Source organism: Caballeronia eucalypticola, assembly GCF_047608185.1.
Taxonomy (GTDB): Bacteria; Pseudomonadota; Gammaproteobacteria; order Burkholderiales; family Burkholderiaceae; genus Caballeronia.
In genome coordinates this window covers 80226-102259 of the sequence record NZ_JBLKRU010000003.1, presented here as the reverse complement: position 1 = coordinate 102259, position 22034 = coordinate 80226, and the positions used below count along the sequence as shown (strand labels likewise).

23 protein-coding genes are annotated in these 22034 nt (G+C 59.1%); 10 read left to right on the top strand and 13 right to left on the bottom strand.

Annotated features, from left to right (window positions below; translation table 11 throughout):
* Positions 1–33: 33 nt before the first annotated feature.
* The 3 genes from ACMX25_RS04800 to ACMX25_RS04790 all read left to right on the top strand — a co-directional run bounded on the left by ACMX25_RS04800 (position 34) and on the right by ACMX25_RS04790 (position 1737).
* Complete coding sequence (locus ACMX25_RS04800; RefSeq protein WP_414948395.1) at positions 34–639, top strand: MotA/TolQ/ExbB proton channel family protein; 606 nt, start codon at positions 34–36, stop codon at positions 637–639.
* Positions 636–1034: an ExbD/TolR family protein gene (locus ACMX25_RS04795; RefSeq protein WP_414948394.1), complete on the top strand. Its 399-nt coding sequence runs from the start codon at positions 636–638 to the stop codon at positions 1032–1034. The genes ACMX25_RS04800 and ACMX25_RS04795 overlap by 4 nt, the downstream gene beginning before the upstream one ends.
* A gap of 64 nt (positions 1035–1098) precedes the next feature.
* On the top strand, positions 1099–1737 hold the full coding sequence (locus ACMX25_RS04790) for a TonB family protein (protein WP_414948393.1): 639 nt from the start codon (positions 1099–1101) through the stop codon (positions 1735–1737).
* A 127-nt stretch (positions 1738–1864) separates the two neighbouring features.
* Here ACMX25_RS04790 and ACMX25_RS04785 read toward each other — a convergent pair whose 3' ends face one another.
* A complete protein-coding gene (locus tag ACMX25_RS04785) occupies positions 1865–2587 on the bottom strand; it encodes a carbonic anhydrase (protein WP_414948392.1) in 723 nt (240 codons plus the stop codon).
* Positions 2588–2671: 84 nt separating this feature from the next.
* A complete protein-coding gene (locus ACMX25_RS04780) occupies positions 2672–2998 on the bottom strand; it encodes a hypothetical protein (RefSeq protein WP_414948391.1) in 327 nt (108 codons plus the stop codon).
* A 439-nt stretch (positions 2999–3437) separates the two neighbouring features.
* Here ACMX25_RS04780 and ACMX25_RS04775 point away from each other — a divergent pair, with 439 nt between their 5' ends.
* The 4 genes from ACMX25_RS04775 (at position 3438) to ACMX25_RS04760 (ending at position 6937) form a co-directional block, all read left to right on the top strand.
* Positions 3438–3749, top strand: coding sequence for an EF-hand domain-containing protein (locus ACMX25_RS04775; RefSeq protein WP_414948390.1), 312 nt, complete (start codon positions 3438–3440; stop codon positions 3747–3749).
* A 266-nt stretch (positions 3750–4015) separates the two neighbouring features.
* Positions 4016–4729 (top strand): response regulator, encoded by a 714-nt coding sequence (locus tag ACMX25_RS04770; RefSeq protein ID WP_414948389.1) that lies wholly within the window; start codon positions 4016–4018, stop codon positions 4727–4729.
* A gap of 29 nt (positions 4730–4758) precedes the next feature.
* The gene (locus ACMX25_RS04765; protein ID WP_414948678.1) at positions 4759–6114 is read left to right on the top strand and encodes an ATP-binding protein; all 1356 of its coding nucleotides are present in this window, start codon (positions 4759–4761) and stop codon (positions 6112–6114) included.
* 64 nt (positions 6115–6178) lie between these two features.
* Complete coding sequence (locus ACMX25_RS04760; RefSeq protein WP_414948388.1) at positions 6179–6937, top strand: alpha/beta fold hydrolase; 759 nt, start codon at positions 6179–6181, stop codon at positions 6935–6937.
* On the opposite strand, the gene ACMX25_RS04755 is transcribed toward ACMX25_RS04760, so the two are convergent.
* Both ACMX25_RS04755 and ACMX25_RS04750 read right to left on the bottom strand, forming a co-directional pair.
* Complete coding sequence (locus tag ACMX25_RS04755) at positions 6938–7636, bottom strand: glutathione S-transferase C-terminal domain-containing protein (RefSeq protein WP_414948387.1); 699 nt, start codon at positions 7634–7636, stop codon at positions 6938–6940. It abuts the gene before it with no gap.
* A 74-nt stretch (positions 7637–7710) separates the two neighbouring features.
* Complete coding sequence (locus ACMX25_RS04750; RefSeq protein WP_414948386.1) at positions 7711–8784, bottom strand: NAD(P)/FAD-dependent oxidoreductase; 1074 nt, start codon at positions 8782–8784, stop codon at positions 7711–7713.
* A 301-nt stretch (positions 8785–9085) separates the two neighbouring features.
* On the opposite strand from ACMX25_RS04750, the gene ACMX25_RS04745 reads away from it, so the two are divergent.
* The gene (locus ACMX25_RS04745; protein WP_414948385.1) at positions 9086–9640 is read left to right on the top strand and encodes an SbcC/MukB-like Walker B domain-containing protein; all 555 of its coding nucleotides are present in this window, start codon (positions 9086–9088) and stop codon (positions 9638–9640) included.
* Positions 9637–10890, top strand: coding sequence for a TIGR02679 family protein (locus tag ACMX25_RS04740; protein WP_414948384.1), 1254 nt, complete (start codon positions 9637–9639; stop codon positions 10888–10890). Before ACMX25_RS04745 ends, ACMX25_RS04740 begins: the two co-directional genes overlap by 4 nt.
* 300 nt (positions 10891–11190) lie before the next feature.
* Here ACMX25_RS04740 and ACMX25_RS04735 read toward each other — a convergent pair whose 3' ends face one another.
* From ACMX25_RS04735 to ACMX25_RS04700, 8 genes are all read right to left on the bottom strand, one after another.
* Positions 11191–13395 carry an OsmC domain/YcaO domain-containing protein gene (locus ACMX25_RS04735; RefSeq protein ID WP_414948383.1) on the bottom strand — a complete coding sequence of 735 codons (2205 nt, stop codon included), beginning with the start codon at positions 13393–13395 and terminating at the stop codon, positions 11191–11193.
* Positions 13396–13566: 171 nt separating this feature from the next.
* A complete protein-coding gene (locus tag ACMX25_RS04730; RefSeq protein WP_414948382.1) occupies positions 13567–14844 on the bottom strand; it encodes a type II toxin-antitoxin system HipA family toxin in 1278 nt (425 codons plus the stop codon).
* The gene (locus tag ACMX25_RS04725) at positions 14841–15275 is read right to left on the bottom strand and encodes a helix-turn-helix domain-containing protein (protein ID WP_414948381.1); all 435 of its coding nucleotides are present in this window, start codon (positions 15273–15275) and stop codon (positions 14841–14843) included. Before ACMX25_RS04725 ends, ACMX25_RS04730 begins: the two co-directional genes overlap by 4 nt.
* 97 nt (positions 15276–15372) lie before the next feature.
* Complete coding sequence (guaA, locus tag ACMX25_RS04720; protein WP_414948380.1) at positions 15373–16953, bottom strand: glutamine-hydrolyzing GMP synthase; 1581 nt, start codon at positions 16951–16953, stop codon at positions 15373–15375.
* A gap of 221 nt (positions 16954–17174) precedes the next feature.
* Positions 17175–17972, bottom strand: coding sequence for a hypothetical protein (locus ACMX25_RS04715; protein ID WP_414948379.1), 798 nt, complete (start codon positions 17970–17972; stop codon positions 17175–17177).
* Between the two features lie 2 nt (positions 17973–17974).
* Positions 17975–19435, bottom strand: coding sequence for an IMP dehydrogenase (gene guaB, locus ACMX25_RS04710; protein ID WP_414948378.1), 1461 nt, complete (start codon positions 19433–19435; stop codon positions 17975–17977).
* Between the two features lie 212 nt (positions 19436–19647).
* Positions 19648–19980 (bottom strand): RnfH family protein, encoded by a 333-nt coding sequence (locus ACMX25_RS04705; RefSeq protein ID WP_414948377.1) that lies wholly within the window; start codon positions 19978–19980, stop codon positions 19648–19650.
* Positions 19977–20411, bottom strand: a complete 435-nt coding sequence (locus tag ACMX25_RS04700) for a type II toxin-antitoxin system RatA family toxin (RefSeq protein ID WP_414948376.1) — start codon at positions 20409–20411, stop codon at positions 19977–19979. Before ACMX25_RS04700 ends, ACMX25_RS04705 begins: the two co-directional genes overlap by 4 nt.
* Before the next feature lie 99 nt (positions 20412–20510).
* Here ACMX25_RS04700 and smpB point away from each other — a divergent pair, with 99 nt between their 5' ends.
* Positions 20511–20960 (top strand): SsrA-binding protein SmpB, encoded by a 450-nt coding sequence (gene smpB / locus ACMX25_RS04695; RefSeq protein ID WP_047896703.1) that lies wholly within the window; start codon positions 20511–20513, stop codon positions 20958–20960.
* A 104-nt stretch (positions 20961–21064) separates the two neighbouring features.
* Here the strand turns inward: smpB and ACMX25_RS04690 are convergent, their stop codons facing one another.
* On the bottom strand, positions 21065–22006 hold the full coding sequence (locus tag ACMX25_RS04690) for an SPFH domain-containing protein (RefSeq protein WP_414948375.1): 942 nt from the start codon (positions 22004–22006) through the stop codon (positions 21065–21067).
* Positions 22007–22034 lie beyond the last annotated feature (28 nt).

The following is a 22034-nucleotide window of genomic DNA, read 5'->3' as shown; positions in this document are numbered from 1 at the left end:
TAGATTGGATAACTTAACGAAAAGGCTTTGATCATGCAGGATTGGGCAGGTATTACTGCCGCGGCACAGGTCGGTGGCTGGGTGGTGTACCCGCTCACGCTGCTTGCCGTGCTGGCGATGGCTATCATAATCGATCGCGCATACGTGTTTGTGCGATTTGCAAGCCAGCCGGGAGAAAACCTCACTTCGCTGCCGCAACAGCACGCGTTTAAACGCCTCGACGTGACAGTAACCACTCCCGCAGGAACACCGCTATGGCTGGTCGAAGCCCGTGCGCAATCGGTCGCCGCGCGGATTGAACGGGACATGAGCCGCGGCTTCTGGGTGCTGGAGACTATCGTGACGGCCGCCCCCTTGCTCGGGCTGCTGGGGACCATTGTCGGGATGATGCATTCGTTCCAGCTTTTCGGCGGCAACGGCCTGGTTAATCCGGGCGGCGTAACCGGTGGCGTGGCGCAATCGCTAGTGGCCACGGCTATTGGACTGGTCGTCGCGCTGTTCGCGCTTTTCGCGTTCAACTATTTCTCGCGACGGCTTGAACGTCTTATCGACGACCTCGAAGTGCACGCGAACGAGCGTCTCAGCGAGATTCGGCTGAAAGCGGAAAGTGCGTTAGTGGCCACCGGGGACGCGCAATGAAGTTACGGCGCTCGCGGGCGTCGAAGCGTGGGCGCATCGAGATCATTCCGATGATTGACGTGATGTTCTTTCTGCTCGCCACCTTCATGCTGGCGTCGCTGGCTATGCAACGGCTGGATGCCGTCAAGGTCGATTTGCCGTCGGGACAGGCACAGCAGATGTCGGAAGATCAGCCGTTGACGCTGGCGGTCGATCGCTCCAACGCAATCTTTCTCGATCGTCAGCCCATGCGTCTCGATCAGGTGGAAGCCAGCGTCAGGCGGCTGCTGAAGCCGGATCATAACGTGGTCATTGCCGCTGACGATGCCGCGTCCCAAGGCGCCGTGGTTCAAGCCATGTTGGCCGCACGCCGTGCAGGCGCGGAACATTTTCTGATCGCTGTACATCGTGAGTAGCGGGATGGAGAGACGGGCCAGTTTGATGGATGCGCCGCGAATCAGATTTAGCGTGGCCGTTCTGATGGCGATTGTCCTTTGGGCCATTCTGCTGACCCAGTTCTTGAACCCGCTCTTGCGGCCTCTGCCGAGCCCTATCGCCCCGGTGCAAACGACCATGGAAATGCGTCTTGTCGAATTGGCTGCGCCTCCTGCAAATACGCCTCCTGCCCCTTCAGCGCCCGCCGCTGCAGTCACCCCGCAAGCGCGCGCACGGCGACAGGATTCAACGCCAATCCGAGTGGTGAAACCGCGCGAGATCCAGCGTCCGAGCGAGAATCGTTCCATTGCGAAAGCGGATCAACCGGCACCGCCGGCGCAATCGGAAACGAGCCCTCCCGCGACATCTACTGCGAGTGCGCCGACGTCGTCAAGCAGTCCGGCGGCTCCGTCAACGGGCTCCGCCGCGCGTGTCGTTAGTCAGCCAATGCCGTCTCTGCCCGACGATCTTCGTGAAGACGCCTATCAGGCAGCCGCCGTCGCGCGTTTCGATATCCACGCAGATGGAACGACCGATGTAGAACTTTCAAAGCCGACACAGAATCCTCGCCTGAACGCGATACTGCTGGAAACGCTGCACAAATGGCGGTTTTTCCCCGCGATGCAAGGAGGACATCCTGTGGAGAGTCATCAGGATGTGCGCGTGCATTTCAACGTGAGTTAAGCCGCTTGCTTTGGTGAGCAGGGACATTGATCGTTCATTGCCTTCACGCGCCGCGACCGCTCCGATAACTCATGCCACAAGCGGTCATTCGGGACCCTCCGCTCGACCGGCACCCAATGCCATCGCTTCAATCGACCATCCGGACCTTCCCCGAAGCGAGATCGTAGATCGCTCCGACTACTTGCACCCTGCCTTCTTTCACATACGCTCCGATCAGCGGCTTCGAGACCCTCAAACGGTTGGCATTCAGCCGCACATTTTCGATAGTGGCGTCCGCTACCAGATCGCCATTCCCGTGCGCCCCGGCAATCTCGACGGCCGGCCGGATCGCCCTGACCAGTTCTGGCAAATGGCCCGGCAGGACGGCGTGTTCGCGGACCGCTTTGACCGCAGCGGAGACTGCCCCGCAATGTGTATGTCCGAGCACCATGATCAACGGTACACCCAGAAACTTCACCCCGTATTCCAGGCTCGCGAGTCCATCGTCGTTGACGAAATTTCCAGCGACTCGTACGACGAACAAATCGCCCGGACCTTGATCAAACGCCAATTCAGGCGAGACCCGCGAATCCGCGCAACCGACAATCGCTGCAACAGGATATTGGGCCGTGACCCGGGCGGCCCGGCCAGCGGAATAGTCCTTGTTTGCAGGCATATTAGCAGCATATCGGCCGTTGCCTTGCAGCAGGCGGGCGAGCACGTCCGACGGTGCAATCGCGTTGGGACCAGGCCCCGTTGAAGGTTGATCGGCACGCGCATCGTGCAGCGAAAATGCAGCAAGCGTCGCGGACGCCACACCGGCAAAGAGCGCGCGCCGCCGTGACAAAGAACACATCGAATGAACGCACATGGATCACCTCCTCCAGAGGAATAAAACGCGGTAGCCAGCGCCCCGCTAATGACGGCTATCAAGCTGCAAAAACCGTCGACTCGCTTATTGCATTCCGGCAACCGGAACCATGGTGACGGGCTGTACGTACCTTACGTTCGCCACTGGCACGGCAGCGTAGCTCCGCTGCACCGGCACATAGACCACTGGTTTCGGCGCCGGCGCCGGCACGGGCACTGCAACAACAGGAGCCGCGGACACCACCGCGACGTATCTGGGCTGAACCGGAACGGCGTAATAGACCGGACGTGGCGGCGGTACATAGACCACTGCCGGTCCGCTGTAGACAACGAATGTTCGCGCTTCGGCGCCCGTGGAAAGCAACAGGCCGAGAGCCGTGGCGGCGGATGCACTGATAAGACGAATGTTCATTTGGATTCCCTTAGATTCGAGCGGCAGGTTGCGTCTTCGCTTTGGAAGCCGTTCCGCCGGATGATTCGCATCGCTTGATAGCCTTACTGAGAGCCTTGCGAATCCGTTGAAGCGCTCGTGGCGTCGACCATCGAAAGATACGCAAACTGTGGCTGAAAACCACGTCAAAACATATTTCATTCGATGTCACGGATCACTGGCCTGCAGACGCCGGAGCACGCATTTTTGTAGGGAGCAGATGCTTAGTTTTTCGTGTCCGATGCATGACACGCGGCGACATGATTCGTAGCCGGTTTGTCATTCATTTCCCAGCGTCGGCCGATAAGCTTCGGTCTGTCATTGATCGGGACCGCTTCAAGCGGCCCAACGGAACTTCAGCAAACACCCGCAACCAATGGCAAACAAACCCCTCATTCACTGGAATCCACTGGAGAACCTCATGAAAAACGCGATCGCCGTCTTTATCCTGTCCATTGCCGCTTCCTTCGCCAGCACGGCCGCCATGGCACAGGCGCAAACCGCACCGCAACCCGCGGTCAGCTCGCAACGCATGGAGCATGCGATGCAACAATTGCAGGTGCGCTTCGCCGCGGCCAACACCACGCACGACGGCAAGCTGACCCAGGCGCAAGCAGCTCAAGGCATGCCGATGGTCGCGCGGAACTTCGATCAGATCGACACGCAAAAGGCCGGCTACATCACCCTCCCGCAAATCGAGCAATTCATGCAGCAGCGCGCGACATCGCACTGACGGCGACGCAACGGCGGGGGAAGCTTTTTGTCCTGTGCTTACTCGACTATTGAACTATTGTCTTTGAACGGAGGGTCGCTTTGCCTTCTCGTTTGCCTTCCTCGTGCAGCCAGCCTGGCGTTCTTCCTGACGCTGGCCGACTGCGTGATGGCCGGCCCTCAGAACCCGTGGTTTGAAAGCCAGCCGTTCCAGGCACTGCTTTAGCGGCTTGCCGAACGTCACGATGCCTGACCGTGCTGCATATCGACACCTAGAAGGAGGCGTGAATGGAGAGTCAGCCGAAGATCATCGTTCTCGACGATGAAGCCGAGTTGCGCAACATGCTGCAGCGTTTCCTGAGCGGTCACGGATTCGAAGTCCGGGTAGTCGCCGACAGCAAGCGGCTTGATCGCTATCTGCAGCGCGAGCCGTTCGACTTACTGATCCTCGACCTGATGATGGATCACGAGGACGGCTTGTCGGTCTGCCGCCGCTTGCGTGCCGAAGGCCAGACGCTGCCCATTCTCATCCTTACCGCCAAGGGCGATCCGGTCGACAAGGTCATTGGCCTCGAAACCGGTGCTGATGACTACCTCGCCAAACCGTTCCTGCCGCGTGAACTCGTTGCGCGCGTTCGCGCTTTGCTGAGACGCCAGAAGATCGCTGCGGGCGAACCCGTACTCAGATCGCAGACCGTGCGTTTTGGCGACTATTGCCTCGATCTCGGCAAACAACGCCTGTACAAGTCGGGCGAGTTGTTCGAGATTCATTCGACCCAGATGCTGCTATTGAACGCGCTAGGCTCGTCACCGAACCGGCCCGTGAGCCGCGACAACCTGATCGCCCGCTCGCGCGGACGCGACCACGATGCACTTGACCGGAGTATCGATGTGCAAGTGCTGCGGCTGCGGCAGATCGTGGAAGCCGATCCGTCGAAGCCGCGCTTCGTCAAAACGGTGTGGGGCGTTGGCTACATGCTGGTCGCGGAAGTCGAACAGTGAACCCTCCTATCAGTCCTCGCACCGGTCCAATGACGCTGCTGCGCTCGTTGTTCGCACGCAATATCGCGCTGCTCGTGGTGCTGGTCGTTGTCAGTCAGATTAGTTCGTTAAGCGTACTAATCCACTTCGTCCAGAGACCGCGGATAGAACGCGCCGCCGAAACTTTTGCGATCTACGTGCAAACGCTGGATGACCTGTTAGAGACCGCCACCCCTGACGCACAGAGCGGACTCGCGGTTCGTTTCGAAGCCAGCCGGCAATTCCCCGCCGGCGCGGCCTCCGAGCCTAAAGTGACATGGCGCAATTTCTATCGGACTTATCAGCGCGATGTTTTTATCGATACCTTGCGCCAGCATCTGCCCTCCAACATGCAGGTTCAATGGCAAACAGCGGGTGAACAACGCCTTTGGATTCGCGCACATCTGGGTCATGAACCCTACTGGATCGCGCTGCCCGTTCCTGAAGCCGCACACAACGACGGCATGCTCTCGGCTGTCGCGCTATCGTTCGCGCTCGCCGCGCTTGCCATCGTCACCGCGTATCTGATCCAGCGCCACATCAACCGGCCGTTGCAGGAGCTCGCAAACGCTGCCAACCGCTTGAGCTCAGGAGAGGCGCCGCAAGCGCTGCGCGTGGATGGACCGACCGAGATCGCGCAGGTCAGTGTCGCGTTCAACCAGATGGTCCACGCGCTGCAGGAAGCCGATGCAACCCGATCCCTGATGCTCGCCGGTATCTCCCACGATATCCGCACGCCATTGACCAAGCTGCGCCTCGCCGTGGCGATGACATCGCCATCGGAAGAACACGCTGAACTCGCGATATCGACGGATCATTATCTCGATCAGATCGACGCTATCCTCCAGCAGTTCATGGACTACGCCGGTAGCGGCGCGCGTGAGGCGGCGGAAATAAGCGACCTCGACGCGCTGGTCAACAATCTCGCCGCCGACTTCGCGGGTCTTGGTCATGTGTTCGAACTCACTCTGGGCGACTTGCGACCGTTCGCGTTCCGCCCGATCAGTGTCATGCGCGTGTTGATGAACCTGATGCAGAATGCGGTGCTATACGGGCGCGTGGGGTTGTCGGCACGGACGTGGACCGACGCTGCCGGTCACACCGCGTACGTGGAGATCGCCGATCGCGGCAAAGGCGTGAACGGCGGCGATCTGGACGCGTTGAGAGCACCGTTCAAACGAGGGCGATCGACGGGTACGCATCCGGGCGGTACCGGGTTGGGCCTGGCGATTGTCGAAAGGATCGCAAAGCTGCATGGCGGTGAACTTCAGTTGATGCAGCGCGAGGGCGGCGGGTTTGCGGCTATCGTCTCGTTGTCGATGAGGCCACCAAATCAGCGCTCGCTAGAGGAACGCGGTGCGGTTTGAAGGCCAAATCTAAAACGATCACTGCGTAACGCCCCATCAAACAGAGAAAGAGACGGAGATGCACTTGGCCACCCCAGACAACCTGATCGATGCAACCACTGCCCGCAAGGGCACGACCTACGTACTGGTTCACGGTGCCTGGCACGGCGGATGGTGCTGGAAAGCCGTCGCGCGAATCCTGCGCGCGCATGGGCATGAGGTTTTTACCCCTACGCTCAGCGGCCTTGGCGAACGTGCGCATCTGCTTTCGAAGGCGATTGATCTCGGCGTCTTTATTCAGGACGTGATCAATGTCCTCGAGTACGAAGACCTGACCAACGTCGTTCTGGTCGGCCACAGTTTTGGCGGACTGCCGATCACCGGTGCGGCCGATCGCGTGCCTCAGCGCATCCGGCAGCTTGTCTTTCTTGACGCCGTTGTGCTCGGACACGGACAAGCGGCTTTCTCCCGGCTCGCGCCTGAGATCGTGGCGCGACGTATCGCGCAATCGAACGAAATGAGCGGCGGCCTCTCCATACCCGCGCCGCCCGCGAGCGCGTTTGGCGTGTTCGACGCCGCCCAGGTGGCGCTGCTGGAACGCAACTGTACGCCGCATCCGCTCAAGACCTTCAATGACCCCATGATGCTCAACGGACCCGTGGGCGGCACGATCCCGAAGGTGTACATCCAGTGCATTGATCCGGTATACGAAGCGTTGCAAGCCAGCCGCGACTTCGTGCGTGCTCAAGAAGACTGGACGTGGGACGAAATAAAAACCGGACACGACGCAATGATCAGCGCGCCCGAAGCGCTCGCTGCCAAATTGCTCCGGTATGCGCCGTAGTCAAGCCGGCGTGGCTATCGCCGCACGTACTGCGCGGCAGTGCCGCACAAGATCCGGTCGTGTCAAAACGAACTGCTTGAGCGGCGTGTCTATGTCGTAGAAAAAGATGTTTGCCACGAAGCCATAGACGCACGCATCGATGCTCGCAGGCTGCGCGCCGAACAGGAATTCATTGCCGCCAAGCAGGTTCGACACCACCTGCAAATCGGCGATACCCCGCGCGTAGACCGCCTCGGTTTCAAAGCGCCCGATGCCTTGATATCGATATCGCTCGAAGTTGTATTGTCGCGCCGCGTCGAGACTGTCTGCGGTGATATCCGGATAGGCCGACAGGAACGCATGTTTGAAGAGCGGCCAGAAACGCGGATCGCTCCAGCGTGAATACGACATGACCCAATACAGATCGTCGAGCGCTCTCCTGATCAGGAAGTCCAGGTCGTGCTGCATGGGTGTCAGCGCCTGATCGATATCGAGGCCGTACTCCCGCTTGAAATAAGCGATGATGGCGTCGCTGTCGCCAATCGATTCGCCGTCATCGGTCACGTAGGGAAGCTGTCCGCGAGGCGCGGATTTTGTATCGACAATATGCCGATGCTCGAACCGCAATCCGCACAGCTTGAGGAACGCGAATACCTTCAGACCATACGGGTTGTTGTCTTCGAGACCGTACAGTCCAGGGTACGAAAAGAGAGTGATCATGCGACGCTCCCTGAAAAAGGGTGATGCGTGGCGGGGTTGAGCTTGTAGTTTATGCCAGCCGGCTCAGTCGCCGCTCACTCCTGATGCGCCGAACCCGTGGCAATGCGCTCAGCCAAGCCGGCGTCGTAACTGGAATGCACATGCACCCGCTTTTTGTCAGGATACGCGTAGGTGTACGCCTTCCGCAGTGCCAGCGACGCTTCGTGAAAGCCCGAAAGAATCAGCTTTTGTTTGTTCGGATAGTTCGCGATATCTCCCACCGCGAAGATTCCCGGTCGTGAGCTTTCATAGTTCGACGTATCTACATCGACTCGGCCGCCGACGACTTTCAAACCCCAGTTCGCGATTGGTCCGAGGTCGGCGACCAGACCGTACAACACGACCAGATGATCCGCATTGATCTGCGCCGTACCGCCAATCTGCCGGATCTCTATCGATGCCAGCTTGTCCTCAGGCGCTGACAACGCACCGATAGAACCGACCATGAACTCCATTTCTCCCGCGTCCACCGCGCGCCTCATCGCATCGACACTCGATGCCACCGCGCTGAAGCCATTGCGCCGATGCACCAGCACGACTCGGCGCGCGACCTTGCGCAACGCCAGCGCCCAGTCGAGCGCGGAGTCGCCGCCGCCGGCGACTATCACGGTCTTATCGGCGAAATCGGCGAGATTGCGCACGCTGTAATGAACGTGGCTATCTTCAAGCGGTGTTGCTTCGGGGAGCGCCAGACGTTGCGGTACGAACGCGCCATTCCCGGCAGCCAGCATGATCGCGGCGGTATCGAATAGGAGGCCCTGGTTTGTCGTGACTGTCCAGCGGCCGTCTTCGCGTTGCTGAACGGTTTCGACTCGTTGACCTAAGTGAATCGGGACATCGAAGGGGCGACACTGCTCCATGAGCCGGTCGACCAGCTCGCGTGCGGTGCACGAAGGAATGGCGGGGATATCGTAGATGGGTTTATCCGGATACAACTCGATGCATTGGCCGCCGATCCGTTCGAGCGTATCGACGATTTGACACGATAAACCAATCACACCCGCCTCGAATGCCGCAAAGAGGCCCACGGGTCCCGCGCCGACAATCAGTACGTCGGTACGCAATGGCGCCATTAATCCATCGACGCGAGTGTCTGCTTCAGAAGTCATTCATTATCCGTGGTGTCATGCTGCCGAGGATGCAGCATCTGTTTGATCCACCATACAGAACCTGCTGGGCGACGGCAACGAAGGCACCACCGGCGGTGTGGGTAGAATGTGAAGGGGTAAAGATCGCGTGCCGCTCACTCGAATCTGTTCGCACGGCCGCGAAAGGCATCCCAACGTGGTCTCGATCAATTGAGCCGCAGTAAGTGCCAGAATCAAACGAATCTCGCACAACGCGAGCGCTTCCGGACACGCATAACGCGGATGCGCCCGTGACGACATGCAACCGGGATCCGAGACGCCGATGCCCGCATCAATCAATACCGCCGATACTGCTAACCTCTTCCGGCATGTGAGCGCGAACGAGCAGATTCGGGCGCCCGCAAAGACGACAGTGGCAGTCTCCTCGATCAGCTGGCACGCGCCACTGGACTATCGTCGATGGCACCGGTTCCGGGTCGAGCGCTGGCAGGATGGCCAGTGGCGTAAACTATCCGGTCCCGCCTCGAGCGGTGAGCGGGCGCTGGGCCTGACCGTACCGCTCTTTGCCGCAGTCGCCAGCTTCTACAGCCACGGCAACTTTGCGCTGGCGCCACGCCTGATGCTGCTCGACGAAGCGTTCGCCGGTATCGATGACACAGCCCGCGCCTACTGCATGGGTCTCATTCGCGAATTCGATCTCGACTTTGTCATCACGAGCGAGCGCGAATGGGGTTGCTACGCGACGTTGCCAGGGGTCGCGATCTGCCAGTTGCAACGGCGTGAAGGTATCGATGCGGTAATCGTCTCGCGCTGGACTTGGGACGGGCGCACCAAAGCGCGCGACGCCGACCCCGGCCGCCGGTTTCCAGCGCCATGACGGCGCCTGTCGATGCCCGGCTCGAACGGCTGCTTGGCGGTCCCATGCTGTCGGCGTTGCGAAGGCGTCTGCGTCGCACGCTTGGAAGCCGGGAAGCGGGCGAGCGCGCCGCTGCGTTTCGCATGACCGGACTGTCGCCGCATGAGCACGAAATATTGGCGTCGCTGATGGGTAAAAAGCCGAGCATTTCGAACTCGATATTGCTCGAGATTGATCTCATCGATACCGCCTTGCGTCGGGCCGGCGTCGCCGAATCGCTGCGAAACGCACTCGAACAACTCGACGGTCCGATCGTCCATGCACCGGCTGTTCGCGCCGAGGCTCAGGCGCGTTGGGCAGATGTCGCGGCCGACGCCCTGCACGAAGGTCTTGCCGGATGTCTGCGCACGCCATTAGGAATGGGCCTCTTGAAGCGGCTTGCACGACAAGATCCAGCCATGGGCGTCCGACTGCGGGAGCGCGCTGACGCTGTGCTGAAACGGCTTCCTGCGGCTGGCCTACCCCGCGCGCAACTGGCTGCACAGACGCTCGGTGACGCGCACGCGCTCGATGAGGGACAGCCCACCGCGTCGCTCGTCCTCGCCGCATGGCGGCAGCATGAAGGGCGCAGCATGCTGCCCGATGCCGAAGACGCCTTTGATACCCCTCCAGGCGATGAGCGCATCCGCGATGTCTGGGCGCGCGCCGGCGTACTGATCAATGAGCTGGCGCGACCGGTCCTGTTCATGAATCTGCCTATGGCTGACGGGTTTCAGCCGCTCTCGCCAGCGGGCGAGCCGGGCTACGCTTCGTTGCGCATGCTGCTGCGCTCTCCACCTCGCTGGGCGGCGCGTGGCCATGACATCTTCGTCTGCGAAAATCCCAACCTCGTCGCGATAGCTGCAGACCAACTCGGGCGCCATTGCGCGCCTCTGATCTGCACGGACGGCATGCCGGCGGCCGCGCAGCGCGCCTTGCTCGGCCAGATCGTCAACGAGGGTGGGCAATTGCTTTATCACGGTGATTTCGATTGGGCAGGTGTGCCGATCGCGAACTACATGATGCGGGTATATGGTGCTCGACCATGGCGGTTCACTTCTGCCGACTATAAGACGGCGGTTGAAAAGCATGCACGCTCCGAACACCGGCTGGCCGGCTCGATCGTCGAGGCGTTTTGGGATACCGCGCTCGCGCCGTCGATGCGCGAGCATGGGCAGGCTTTTGCGGAAGAAGGGTTGAGCGAAGAGTTGCTGGGAGATCTGGCGCGTTGAGGGTTTGGGATCGATAGCCTGTGGAGCGGCTACCGCCAATCTCGCGGAGTTTTAGATTTCGGCCCAATGCTTCGCAGCGGGCACACCCGTGTGCAGTTCTGGCCGTGAATTCGCCTCGTTCCTTACGCTTACGCCCAGGCAGATCGGCTCAGACAGCAGATTGGCGGGGATCAATCTTCCATCTGCCGGCTAATCAGCTCGGTGATATAGATGGACGGAATCGTTCTGCGACCCGACGCACCACGACCGTCTGTGCTGGAGGATGAACGGCGTCATCACATCCAGCCATGACTCGTGACCCTAACTCGCAGTAACCGCCGCATTGGCCCGCGCCTTATGCAGTTTGTTGTAGCTGTCGATCAGGCGGTGGTGCCTGTCGAGACCCTCCAGTTTCATACTCGTCGGCGTTAAGCCATAGAACCGCACGCTGCCGTCCACCGACCCCATTGCTGCGTCCATCCGAGCATTACCAAACATGCGACGGAAGTTGACGACGTAGTCGTCCAGGTTCAGGTCGTCATCGAGCAGCACCTCCAGCACCACGTTCAAGGCCTGGTAAAACAATCCGCGTTCGACCGTGTTGTCGTTGTACTGCAGGAAGGCTCCCACCAGCTCTTGTGCCTCCTCAAATTGCTTCAGAGCAAGATGAATCAGCAGCTTCAACTCGAGAACGGTGAGCTGCCCCCAGTCTGTATTCTCGTCAAACTCGATGCCGATCAAAGTGGCAATATCGGAGTGCTCATCCAGTTCGTTGTTATCCAACCGCTCAATTAACGCTGTCAGGCCGGCATCGTCCAGACGATGCAAGTTCAAGATATCGGCTCGGAACAACAGCGCCTTGTTCGTGTTATCCCAGACTAAATCCTCTACCGGATAAACCTCTGAATACCCGGGCACCAAAATCCGGCAGGCCACCGCGCCCAGCTGGTCATACGTCGCCACGTATATCTCTTTGCCCATTTCGTCGAGAATACCGAACAAGGTTGCGGCTTCGTCGGCATTGGAGTTTGCACCCTGACCAGAAAAATCCCATTCAACAAAATCGAAATCCGCTTTGGCGCTGAAAAAGCGCCATGACACAATTCCGCTGGAATCAATGAAGTGCTCGACAAAGTTATTGGGCTCAGTCACGGCCTCACTGGCAAAGGTGGGCCGAGGCAGTTCGTTCAGGCCTTCAAAACTGCGGCCCTGTAGCAACTCGGTAAGGCTCCGTTCCAGCGCCACCTCGAGGCTTGGATGCGCGCCGAACGAGGCGAAGACACCGCCGGTCCGCGGGTTCATCAATGTGACGCACATCACCGGGTAGGTTCCACCCAGCGACGCATCCTTTACCAGCACCGGAAAGCCCTGCTCTTCCAACCCCTGAATCCCGGCCAGAATGCCAGGATATTTCGCCAGCACTTCATGCGGCACATCAGGCAATGCGATTTCACCTTCGAGAATTTCACGCTTTACCGCCCGTTCGAAAATTTCCGACAGACATTGCACCTGCGCTTCGGCCAGCGTATTACCGGCGCTCATGCCGTTGCTGACGAACAGGTTCTCGATGAGGTTGGACGGGAAATACACCACTTCTCCGTCCGACTGCCGCACGAACGGCAGCGAACAGATACCGCGCTGCACATTGCCGGAGTTGGTGTCGACTAGATGCGAGCTGCGTAACTCGCCGTCGGGATTATAAATTTCCAGGCAGTATGCATCCAGGATGTCAGCCGGCAGCGCATTCTTACGGCCAGGCTTGAACCAGCGCTCATTCGGGTAATGTACGAATGCCGCATTGGCGATGTCTTCGCCCCAAAACGTGCCGGCATAGAAATGGTTGCAATTCAGCCGCTCGATGTACTCTCCCAACGCCGATGCCAACGCGCTTTCCTTGGTCGCTCCCTTGCCATTGGTAAAACACATCGGCGAGTGTGCATCGCGGATATGCAGCGACCACACATTGGGAACAAGATTGCGCCACGAAGCGATTTCAATCTTGATGCCCAAGCCCGCCAAAACGCCCGACATATTGGCGATGGTTTGCTCCAGCGGCAAATCCTTGCCGGCAATGAAGGTGCTGGCGTCAGAAGCCGGCTTCAGCATGAGCAAGGACTGAGCATCGGCGTCCAGGTTCTCCACCTCTTCGATGACAAACTCGGGCCCGGCTTGCACCACTTTCTTCACGGTACAACGGTCGATGGAGCGCAAGATGCCCTGGCGGTCCTTGGCCGTGATATCCGCCGGCAACTCGACCTGAATCTTGAAAATCTGCTGGTACCGGTTTTCCGGATCAACAATATTGTTCTGCGACAGGCGGATGTTTTCGGTGGGAATATTGCGCGTTACGCAGTACAACTTCACGAAGTAAGCTGCGCACAAAGCCGATGAGGCCAGAAAATAATCGAAGGGACCCGGCGCCGAGCCATCGCCCTTATAGCGGATAGGCTGGTCGGCCACTACCGTGAAGTCATCGAACTTGGCTTCAAGACGCAGCTTATCGAGAAAGTTGACTTTGATTTCCATGGGGAAATTCCAAAAATGGTGCTCAAAACAAAATATAAAGCCCTGTAAAAACAGGGCCTGGATAGGCGATCAACGAGCGAATGAGGTTTCTTGGCAGGAAGTTTACTCCCACTCAACCATGCCGAGTGGTTGGAGGATCGGCTGTGATCGACATGTGCTTTACCCCCCCGCCTATTGCTCAGATAATCGAAAGGCGGTGGTGAATTGTCGTTGCTGAGCGATGGGAATACCCAAAGATGTTGCGATAGTTCGCCATTGCGAAATGAGTTGCTGTTGCTCACTGATAATTTCGTCAGCCTCGCTCGTGGACAACCTGAAATAAGGTGCAACCGACCGTGCCAACTCCAAATCAATCGCGTTGTCCGACTCGCTAATGTTCAGTTTCAAGCCATGCGCATGCTGTACGGGATTCATATCGAATGCCGGAGACAGCGCCCACCCCCTGCCCGGCTCGAGCAAGAACCCGTGATTACGCAGGTGGTCATCCGTGTTCGATACCAACAGATTAAAAACGATGCGCGACCATAGCTCACGCAGATCGGCATTGGTACGTGCACCGTCTGTCATCAACACTTGGGCTATCTCAAGATAGCTGGCGCCGGTCGAAGCATCGTCGCCATCCTGATGACCGGTCAGGTTCATTGCAGAGGCAAAGTGCCGCCGCCGTCCGGCTACCGTGCGATCGAAGCGTTTAACCAGGAAGGTGTGATCGGCGCTATTGAAGCGCCGTACCAGTGCGTCGGGAACGTCAAGGCCGCAGGCCTTAGCCAGCGTGTACACCACCATTTCCCATGCGCCGACATCGAACTCATCTCGAACGCTGGGAAACTTCGCAATCCACAGATGGCCGTTTGGATCGACCACACAGGCTTTGGAACGGGCACCACCCAAGGAGCCGCCGGGCGCGATCAGCATCCGCAGCCACTCGTCCGCTTCGGTCGCCGTATTGTCCTCGTCGCGCTCCAGGGCCAGGCTCGCGGCCTCGAGTGTGCGCAGCTGAACAAAGGGAGGCGCGGCGATATCGTTCTGATCGTCTAGAAACGGGCCCTCATCGTTGCGGCGGAAACGAAGAGCCCCAGCGCGATACATGTCATGCACGCCTAAGAGATAGTCGGATTCGTAGAGCCGAGCCTTAGGATCAACCTGGCCGGCACGCTGCGCGCGCTCAAGACGGCGGCGCATCAGCACTCGTCCCCAGCGATCCGGGCTGGCGTCGGCGAAAACACCAAACGTCTCCTGGCCCGCCAGCGGATACTGTCGGCCTGCGAACCATCCGAGCCGCGGATCGAGTTTAAAACCCGCTATATCGGGACGAGCCAGCGCATCAGCGTCAAATTCGTACTCGAATACTTCCCGGGCAGCCGCACGATGCGAATAGAGCCTGCCCAAGCGCAGCGGCTCGGCAAGCCCGTCCCAGTCAGCATAAATTCCAACGAACCCCTCCTTCATCTCTCCGGTCCTTTTTTCTTTGAATGAGGAGACTTGAGCAAGGACGCCAGACTTTCAGCGCTCACGAATGCGTGATCCGCCACCCACTCACTGGGGCCGATCGGCTCCGGCATGGTTGGGTTCTGAGGAGAAGATGATGTTCGACGCTCTGGTGGCAACGCCGCAGCCCGCTTTGGTCGGCTTGAGCGCCGCACCAGCGCGGCATCCTGCAATTCACGACCGAGCGTGTCGTCCGTGAGCAGAAGATCAAGATCCTTCTCAGCGCCCAAGGCCTGCATAACTGCCAGGTAAGCACCCATCGTGACCCCCGAGCTGCCTTTTTCGAGGCTACGCAACGTAATAGGCGTCATGCCCGCACGCTCGGCCACCTGCTTGCCGGTCAAGCAGCGACGCAGGCGCGCCAGCCGCAAACGTTGCCCAAATTGCTGCAAACGCAACTCGGTAGCAGGCAGCAAGGGAGCGGTTTTCTTAGCCATAAAGTCAATATTACAACTTTATCAGGCTAAAAAGGAAAGAATATTTTCCTTTTCACTCCCACTCAATCGTAGCCGGCGGCTTCCCCGAAATATCATAAACAACGCGATTAATCCCTCTAACCTCGTTAATAATCCGGTTCGAAACCTGCCCTAACAATTCATGCGGCAGATGCGCCCATTGCGCGGTCATGAAGTCCAGCGTCTGCACGGCCCTCAGCGCGACCACATATTCATAAGTCCGCCCATCGCCCATGACGCCCACGCTTTTCACCGGTAAGAACACCGCAAAAGCCTGGCTCGTGAGCTCATACCACGACTTACCCGATTCCTTATCGAAGGTATTCCTCAACGTTTCGATAAAAATCGCATCCGCGTGACGCAGCAACTCAGCGAACTCCTTCTTCACCTCGCCCAGAATCCGCACGCCCAATCCCGGTCCCGGGAACGGATGCCGATAAACCATCGCCGGCGGCAATCCCAGCTTCACGCCCAATTCGCGCACTTCGTCCTTGAACAATTCGCGCAGCGGCTCAAGCAACTTCAAATTCAGCGTCTCGGGCAACCCACCCACGTTGTGATGGCTCTTGATCGTGTGGCCCTTCTTGCCCTTGCCCGCCGACTCGATCACATCCGGATAAATCGTCCCTTGCGCGAGCCACTTTGCGTCCGCCAGCTTGTTGGCTTCCGTCTGGAACACTTCAACAAACTCAGCGCCAATAATCTTCCGCTTCGCTTCAGGATCAGTCACCCCGGCAAGCTTCGATAAAAACACGTCGCTCGCATCGACATGAATCACCTTCACGCCAAGGTGATCGGCGAACGTCGTCATGACCTGCTCGGCTTCATTCAACCGCAGCAATCCATGGTCAACAAAAACGCACGTCAATTGCGCGCCAATCGCGCGATGCAAAAGCGCCGCCGCCACCGACGAATCCACGCCGCCCGACAACCCCAGGATCACGTGCTCATCGCCGACTTGCGCGCGAATCTTCTCGACCGCTTCGTCGATGTAATGCCCCATCTCCCAATCCGGCCGCGCACCGCACAACTCGAGCACGAATCGATCGAGCATCGCGCGCCCTTGCACGGTATGCGTGACTTCCGGATGCCACTGAAGGCCGTAGAAATGGCGCTCGTCATCGGCCATTGCAGCGATCGGGCAAGCCGGCGTGGAAGCCATCATCTTGAATCCGACGGGCATGTCCGCGACCTTATCGCCGTGGCTCATCCACACTTTCAGCATGCCGTGACCTTCGGACGTCTGGAAGTCTTCAATGCCGTTCAGGAAGCTTGTGTGGTTATGCGCCCGCACCTCGGCGTAACCGAATTCACGGACATTGCCAAGTTCGACCTTGCCGCCGAGCTGTACGGCCATCGTCTGCATGCCGTAGCAAATGCCGAGCACGGGCACGCCGAGATCAAACACGGCGTGCGGCGCGCGCGGCGAGCCGAGTTCGGTGACCGAATTCGGGCCGCCCGACAAAATGATGCCCTTCGGCGCGAACTCGCGGATGAATGCGTCGTCGACGTCGTACGGATGGATCTCCGAATACACATGTGATTCGCGGATGCGTCGTGCGATCAACTGGGTGACTTGGGAGCCGAAATCGAGAATCAGGATCTTGTCGTGCATGGCAGCGGCCGGAGGGCGAGTGAACAGAAAAGGTTGGCAAAAAGCGAAAACGATAAAGCACGCAGCAGGAATGAAGTTCCGCGCATCGCCATCGTCAAAGCGTAAGGCAGAAAGTTCAACGGCCGGCGCTCAAAGCCGACCGCAGCAAGACAGGTTCATCGATAAAACGAAACGCTTCGTTCATCGATAAATATTCGACCCACCCAACACAGCACAAGTTTTCAGCGTGGATCGCGGCGAACCGGGTCGATAAACTGGCCAGTCACCGGGTCTACGGTACGCCCGGTGACCGGGTCGATCGGACGACCCGTTTCAGGATCGATCTTGTGACCGCTGACGGGATCGAATGCGCGGCCCGTGGCGGGATCCAGCGAACGCCCCGTAACCGGATCGACCACGTGGCCAGTAGCAGGATCAAACGCGGTAGCCGACGGCGCCGGCTCAACGGGACGAGCAATAGCCTCGCCTACAACGGGCTCGTTATCCCACCGAGGATTCGCCGGCGCAACGGGGTCCGACGACAAAGGCCTCGGCGGCGGCGTGACGCGTTCATCCACCTTGGTCTTCGCCGCCCGCTTCTCGGCACGCTCAGCCGCAGCAGCGCCGGCCAGCGCGGCGCGCTCACGCCGCCGCACCGCGCCTGACAGCCTTACGCTGCCAAGCCCCAGCACCAGCATGGCCACGCCAACCAGCGCCGCGACCACCTGACCAAACCCCGTCAGCTCGGGCGTATGCAGTCCCAGAAGCCAAACCATCATCACGAGGCCCGACAACCACTCCACATGTCCCGATACCTTCGCGGCAGTCGCGGTCAGCGCACCATCGATAGCAGCATGAACCGCGAGCCACGCAATCCCGATCAGCGCGATCCCGAACAACTGTCCGATAAACGGCGGCTGCACGGTCACCAGATGCATCGATGCCCACAAAGCTGTCCATGGCGTGAGCAGGAACAGCACGCCAAAGGCCAGGAAAATCAGTGCATTGATGACAAGAACAGCGCGCAGCAGCGGTTTCATGGTCAGTCCACGTGGTAATTGGGCGCTTCCTTCGTGATCTGCACGTCGTGCACGTGCGACTCGCGCATGCCGGCACCCGTGATCTGGACGAATTCGGCTTTATCGTGCATTTCGGCGATATTGCGGCAGCCGCAATATCCCATGCTCGCCCGGACGCCGCCGACCACCTGGAACAGGATGGCGTTGACCGAGCCCTTATAGGCGACCTGCCCTTCAATGCCTTCCGGCACGAGCTTGTCGATATTCGCCGAGTTGTCCTGGAAATACCGGTCCGCGGCACCGTCTTTCATCGCGCCGACCGAACCCATGCCGCGATACGCCTTGAACTGGCGGCCCTGGAACAGGAACACGTCGCCGGGCGATTCTTCGGTGCCGGCCAGCATGCTGCCCATCATCACCGCGTCCGCGCCGGCTGCGAGCGCTTTGCTGACATCGCCGGAAAAACGCACGCCGCCATCCGAGATCACCGGCACGCCCGAGCCGCGCAACGCGTCCGACACGTTAGCCACTGCCGTAATTTGCGGAACGCCCACACCCGCCACGATCCGCGTCGTGCAGATTGAACCCGGGCCGATACCGACCTTCACGCCATCGGCGCCGTATTCCACAAGCGCCTTGGCGGCCGCAGCCGTGGCGATATTCCCGCCGATCACTTCAATGTGCGGATAGTTCTGCTTCACCCAGCGCACGCGTTCAAGCACGCCCTGACTGTGACCGTGCGCCGTATCCACCACGATGATGTCCACGCCCGCCGCCGACAGTGCCTCGACGCGCTCTTCGTTCTCCGGACCCACGCCCACTGCCGCGCCGGCGCGCAGCTTGCCGTGTTCGTCCTTGCAGGCGTCCGGGTGTTCGGTTTGCTTGGTGATGTCCTTGACCGTCATGAGGCCGCGCAATTCAAACTCGTCGTTGACGACCAGCACGCGTTCCAGCCGATGACTGTGCATCAGCGCCTTGGCTTCGGCGAGCGGCGTGCCTTCCTTGACGGTCACAAGACGCTCACGCGGCGTCATGATCTTGCGCACTTCGTCGTCGAGACGTTCTTCGAAGCGCAGATCCCGGTTCGTCACAATACCGATCAGTTGCGGCCCTTCCACCACCGGAAAGCCGGAAATACCGTGCTGTCGCGTGAGCGCGATCACGTCGCGCACTTTCATTTGCGGCGGAACCGTGATCGGGTCGCGCACGACGCCTGATTCGAAGCGCTTTACTTTGGCGACTTCGCGGGCCTGTTCGGCAGCGGTAAGGTTCTTGTGAATGATGCCGACGCCGCCGAGCTGGGCCATCGCAATAGCGAGCCGGCCTTCGGTGACTGTGTCCATGGCGGCGGACAACAGGGGCATATTCAGGGATATCTTGCGGGTAACCTGTGTTTTCAGGTTGGTGTCGCGCGGGAGAACGTTGGAAAACGCGGGCACGAGGAGCACGTCATCGAACGTGAGTGCTTTCTGGATCAGACGCATGGCAAATCCTATGGGCGCAAAACCGAATTATACCGATAGTTCCCCGGATTTTCACTGACCGAACAGCAGCTTACGCGGCGCTTCCCGTTTTTCGCCGCAATTTACGGGCCTTGGACGCGTGACCGATTTACCCCGCGGTTTCGCTTTTTCGCTCGATTAACGTTCGATACAAGTTCGGTTTTGCGAAACCCAGGGAAGCATGGAGCATTGCCTTACCGCGCTTCCTTACGCGTCCACCGGCGCCCTTCTATGGACCCGCCGCGCCGCGTTTTCTCGACCCGCCTTTGCCGCGCGACCTTCGGATCGACCTTTAACGGTCGATAAATCTCCACCCGGTCGCGATCAGCAAGCACGGCATCCAGCGTCTGGATCTTTCCAAAAACGCCCACTTTCTGCACAGTCAGATCGATCTCGGGAAACTGCGCGAGCAAACCACTGGCGTCGATAGCCTCCCGCACCGTCACGCCTTCGCCCAGAGAAAGCGCGCAAATCGCACTCTTTCCCTCCGGCAACGCATAACAAACCTCGACGGAGAGCGCCATCATTTCCCATACCGCTGATCGGCGCGCTTCACGAACGAATCCACGAACGTGTGCGCAATGTGACTAAACACCGGCCCGATGATCTTCTCGAGAATGATGTTCGAAAATTCGTAGTGCAGCGCGAACTCGATCTTGCAGGCATCGGCTCGCAACGGCGTGAACCGCCAGTAACCGGTGAACTTCTTGAAAGGGCCGTCCATGAACTCCATATCGATGGTGGTCGGCCGCGTATGGACGTTGCGCGTAGCGAAATGCTGCTTGATGCCCTTGAAATTGATGTGGATCTTCGCTTCCATGCTGTGTTCGTCGTGGCGGCCTACTTCTACGCCTCCACACCATGGCAAAAAATTCGGGTAATCGGGGACATCGGTGACGAGGTCGAACATCTGCTCTGCAGAATGGCGAATCAATACAGTTTTCTGGACATCTGCCATAAAGGGCGCAACGCGTGGCAAGAGTGGGAAGCTTTGCGGGCTTTACCTCGCCCGCGCTGCTAAAATCAGGATTTTAAACGAGTTAGGCACTTTTCATTCATGAGCATCATCGACAACAGAAAAGCCTTCTTCGATTACTTCATCGAAGATCGCTACGAGGCCGGGCTCGTGCTGGAAGGGTGGGAAGTCAAGGCGCTCCGGGCCGGCCGCGGCCAGATCAAGGAAGGTTACGTCATCATTCGTGACGGTGAACTGTTCCTGATCGGCGCGCACATCAGCCCGTTGCCTGAAGCATCGACCCACATCCATCCAGACCCGGTCCGCACACGCAAGCTGCTGCTGCATAGCGAAGAGATCTCGAAGCTCATTGGCAAGGTCGAGCAAAAAGGTCATACGCTCGTGCCGCTGAACTTCCATTACAAAGGCGGTCGCGTGAAATGCGAAATCGGTCTCGCGAAGGGCAAGAAGCTTCACGACAAACGCGAAACCGAGAAAAAACGCGACTGGGAACGCGAAAAAGCGCAAATCATGCGCGGTGCCAAGCATTGAGCACCATCAGCATGACAGTGAGCATATCCAACATAAAAAGGGCGCCGACCAGATAGTCGACGCCCTTTTTTCTTGGCGTTAGCGGGTTCGGCTAACGCGATGTTTCAGCTCTTACGAATCACGCCGCCGCCCGCTCCATCGGCCTTGATGATGCTCAGCGCCGACGCGATCATCGAACTCATCTCCGACAAATTCCCGGGCACGATCAGCGTATTGCCCTGCTTGGCGATGTTCCCGAACGCCGTGACATATTGCTCGGCGACCTTCAGGTTGACCGCTTCCATGCCGCCGGATGTTTGTATCGCTGCGCCAATCTTCTCAATCGCCTGAGCATTCGCAACGGCCACTGCCAGAATGGCCGACGCCTCGCCTTCAGCCTGGTTAATCTGCGCCTGACGTTCACCTTCGGACTTGTGAATGGCCGCTTCGCGTGCGCCCCACGCGATATTGATCTGCTCCTGCTTGCGACCTTCGGACGCAGCAATCACCGCACGCTTCTCACGCTCGGCCGTAATTTGCGCCTGCATTGCGTGCAGGATCTCCTTCGGCGGCGTCAAATCCTTGATTTCATAACGCAGCACCTTCACGCCCCAGTTCGCCGCGGCCTGATCGAGCGACGTGACGATGCTGTGGTTGATGTAGTCGCGTTCCTCGAAAGTCTTGTCGAGTTCGAGCTTGCCGATCACCGAACGCAGCGTGGTCTGCGACAACTGCGTGATCGCGTAGATGAAGTTGCTCGATCCGTACGACGCTTTCATGGCGTCGGTCACCTGGAAGTACAGCACGCCGTCGACCTGCAACTGCGTGTTGTCGCGCGTGATACAGACCTGGCTCGGCACTTCGAGCGGAATTTCCTTCAGCACGTGCTTGTAGGCCACGCGGTCGATGAACGGCAGGACGATCGTCAGCCCCGGCGTGAGGGTCGCGTGATAGCGCCCGAGCCGTTCCAGCACCCATGCGTGTTGTTGCGGCACGATCTTGATCGTCTGCGCGGCAATCGCGATGACGATGATCAACAAAATAGCCCCGATGATAGTCACGTCCATCTCTACTCCTTGTTATGCGTGTCTTGCC

Excerpts from the sequence above, each read along its gene's own strand:
- ACMX25_RS04800 (WP_414948395.1), top strand. The coding sequence starts at position 34 with ATGCAGGATTGGGCAGGTATTACTGCCGCGGCACAGGTCGGTGGCTGG.
- ACMX25_RS04785 (WP_414948392.1), bottom strand. The coding sequence starts at position 2,587 with ATGTGCGTTCATTCGATGTGTTCTTTGTCACGGCGGCGCGCGCTCTTT.
- ACMX25_RS04745 (WP_414948385.1), top strand. The coding sequence starts at position 9,086 with ATGCCCGCATCAATCAATACCGCCGATACTGCTAACCTCTTCCGGCAT.
- ACMX25_RS04780 (WP_414948391.1), bottom strand. The coding sequence starts at position 2,998 with ATGAACATTCGTCTTATCAGTGCATCCGCCGCCACGGCTCTCGGCCTG.
- ACMX25_RS04740 (WP_414948384.1), top strand. The coding sequence starts at position 9,637 with ATGACGGCGCCTGTCGATGCCCGGCTCGAACGGCTGCTTGGCGGTCCC.
- ACMX25_RS04755 (WP_414948387.1), bottom strand. The coding sequence starts at position 7,636 with ATGATCACTCTCTTTTCGTACCCTGGACTGTACGGTCTCGAAGACAAC.
- ACMX25_RS04715 (WP_414948379.1), bottom strand. The coding sequence starts at position 17,972 with ATGAAACCGCTGCTGCGCGCTGTTCTTGTCATCAATGCACTGATTTTC.
- ACMX25_RS04775 (WP_414948390.1), top strand. The coding sequence starts at position 3,438 with ATGAAAAACGCGATCGCCGTCTTTATCCTGTCCATTGCCGCTTCCTTC.
- ACMX25_RS04705 (WP_414948377.1), bottom strand. The coding sequence starts at position 19,980 with ATGATGGCGCTCTCCGTCGAGGTTTGTTATGCGTTGCCGGAGGGAAAG.
- guaA (WP_414948380.1), bottom strand. The coding sequence starts at position 16,953 with ATGCACGACAAGATCCTGATTCTCGATTTCGGCTCCCAAGTCACCCAG.
- ACMX25_RS04690 (WP_414948375.1), bottom strand. The coding sequence starts at position 22,006 with ATGGACGTGACTATCATCGGGGCTATTTTGTTGATCATCGTCATCGCG.
- ACMX25_RS04765 (WP_414948678.1), top strand. The coding sequence starts at position 4,759 with ATGACGCTGCTGCGCTCGTTGTTCGCACGCAATATCGCGCTGCTCGTG.
- ACMX25_RS04795 (WP_414948394.1), top strand. The coding sequence starts at position 636 with ATGAAGTTACGGCGCTCGCGGGCGTCGAAGCGTGGGCGCATCGAGATC.
- ACMX25_RS04770 (WP_414948389.1), top strand. The coding sequence starts at position 4,016 with ATGGAGAGTCAGCCGAAGATCATCGTTCTCGACGATGAAGCCGAGTTG.
- ACMX25_RS04730 (WP_414948382.1), bottom strand. The coding sequence starts at position 14,844 with ATGAAGGAGGGGTTCGTTGGAATTTATGCTGACTGGGACGGGCTTGCC.
- ACMX25_RS04750 (WP_414948386.1), bottom strand. The coding sequence starts at position 8,784 with ATGACTTCTGAAGCAGACACTCGCGTCGATGGATTAATGGCGCCATTG.
- ACMX25_RS04735 (WP_414948383.1), bottom strand. The coding sequence starts at position 13,395 with ATGGAAATCAAAGTCAACTTTCTCGATAAGCTGCGTCTTGAAGCCAAG.
- ACMX25_RS04700 (WP_414948376.1), bottom strand. The coding sequence starts at position 20,411 with ATGGCAGATGTCCAGAAAACTGTATTGATTCGCCATTCTGCAGAGCAG.
- smpB (WP_047896703.1), top strand. The coding sequence starts at position 20,511 with ATGAGCATCATCGACAACAGAAAAGCCTTCTTCGATTACTTCATCGAA.
- ACMX25_RS04790 (WP_414948393.1), top strand. The coding sequence starts at position 1,099 with ATGGCGATTGTCCTTTGGGCCATTCTGCTGACCCAGTTCTTGAACCCG.
- guaB (WP_414948378.1), bottom strand. The coding sequence starts at position 19,435 with ATGCGTCTGATCCAGAAAGCACTCACGTTCGATGACGTGCTCCTCGTG.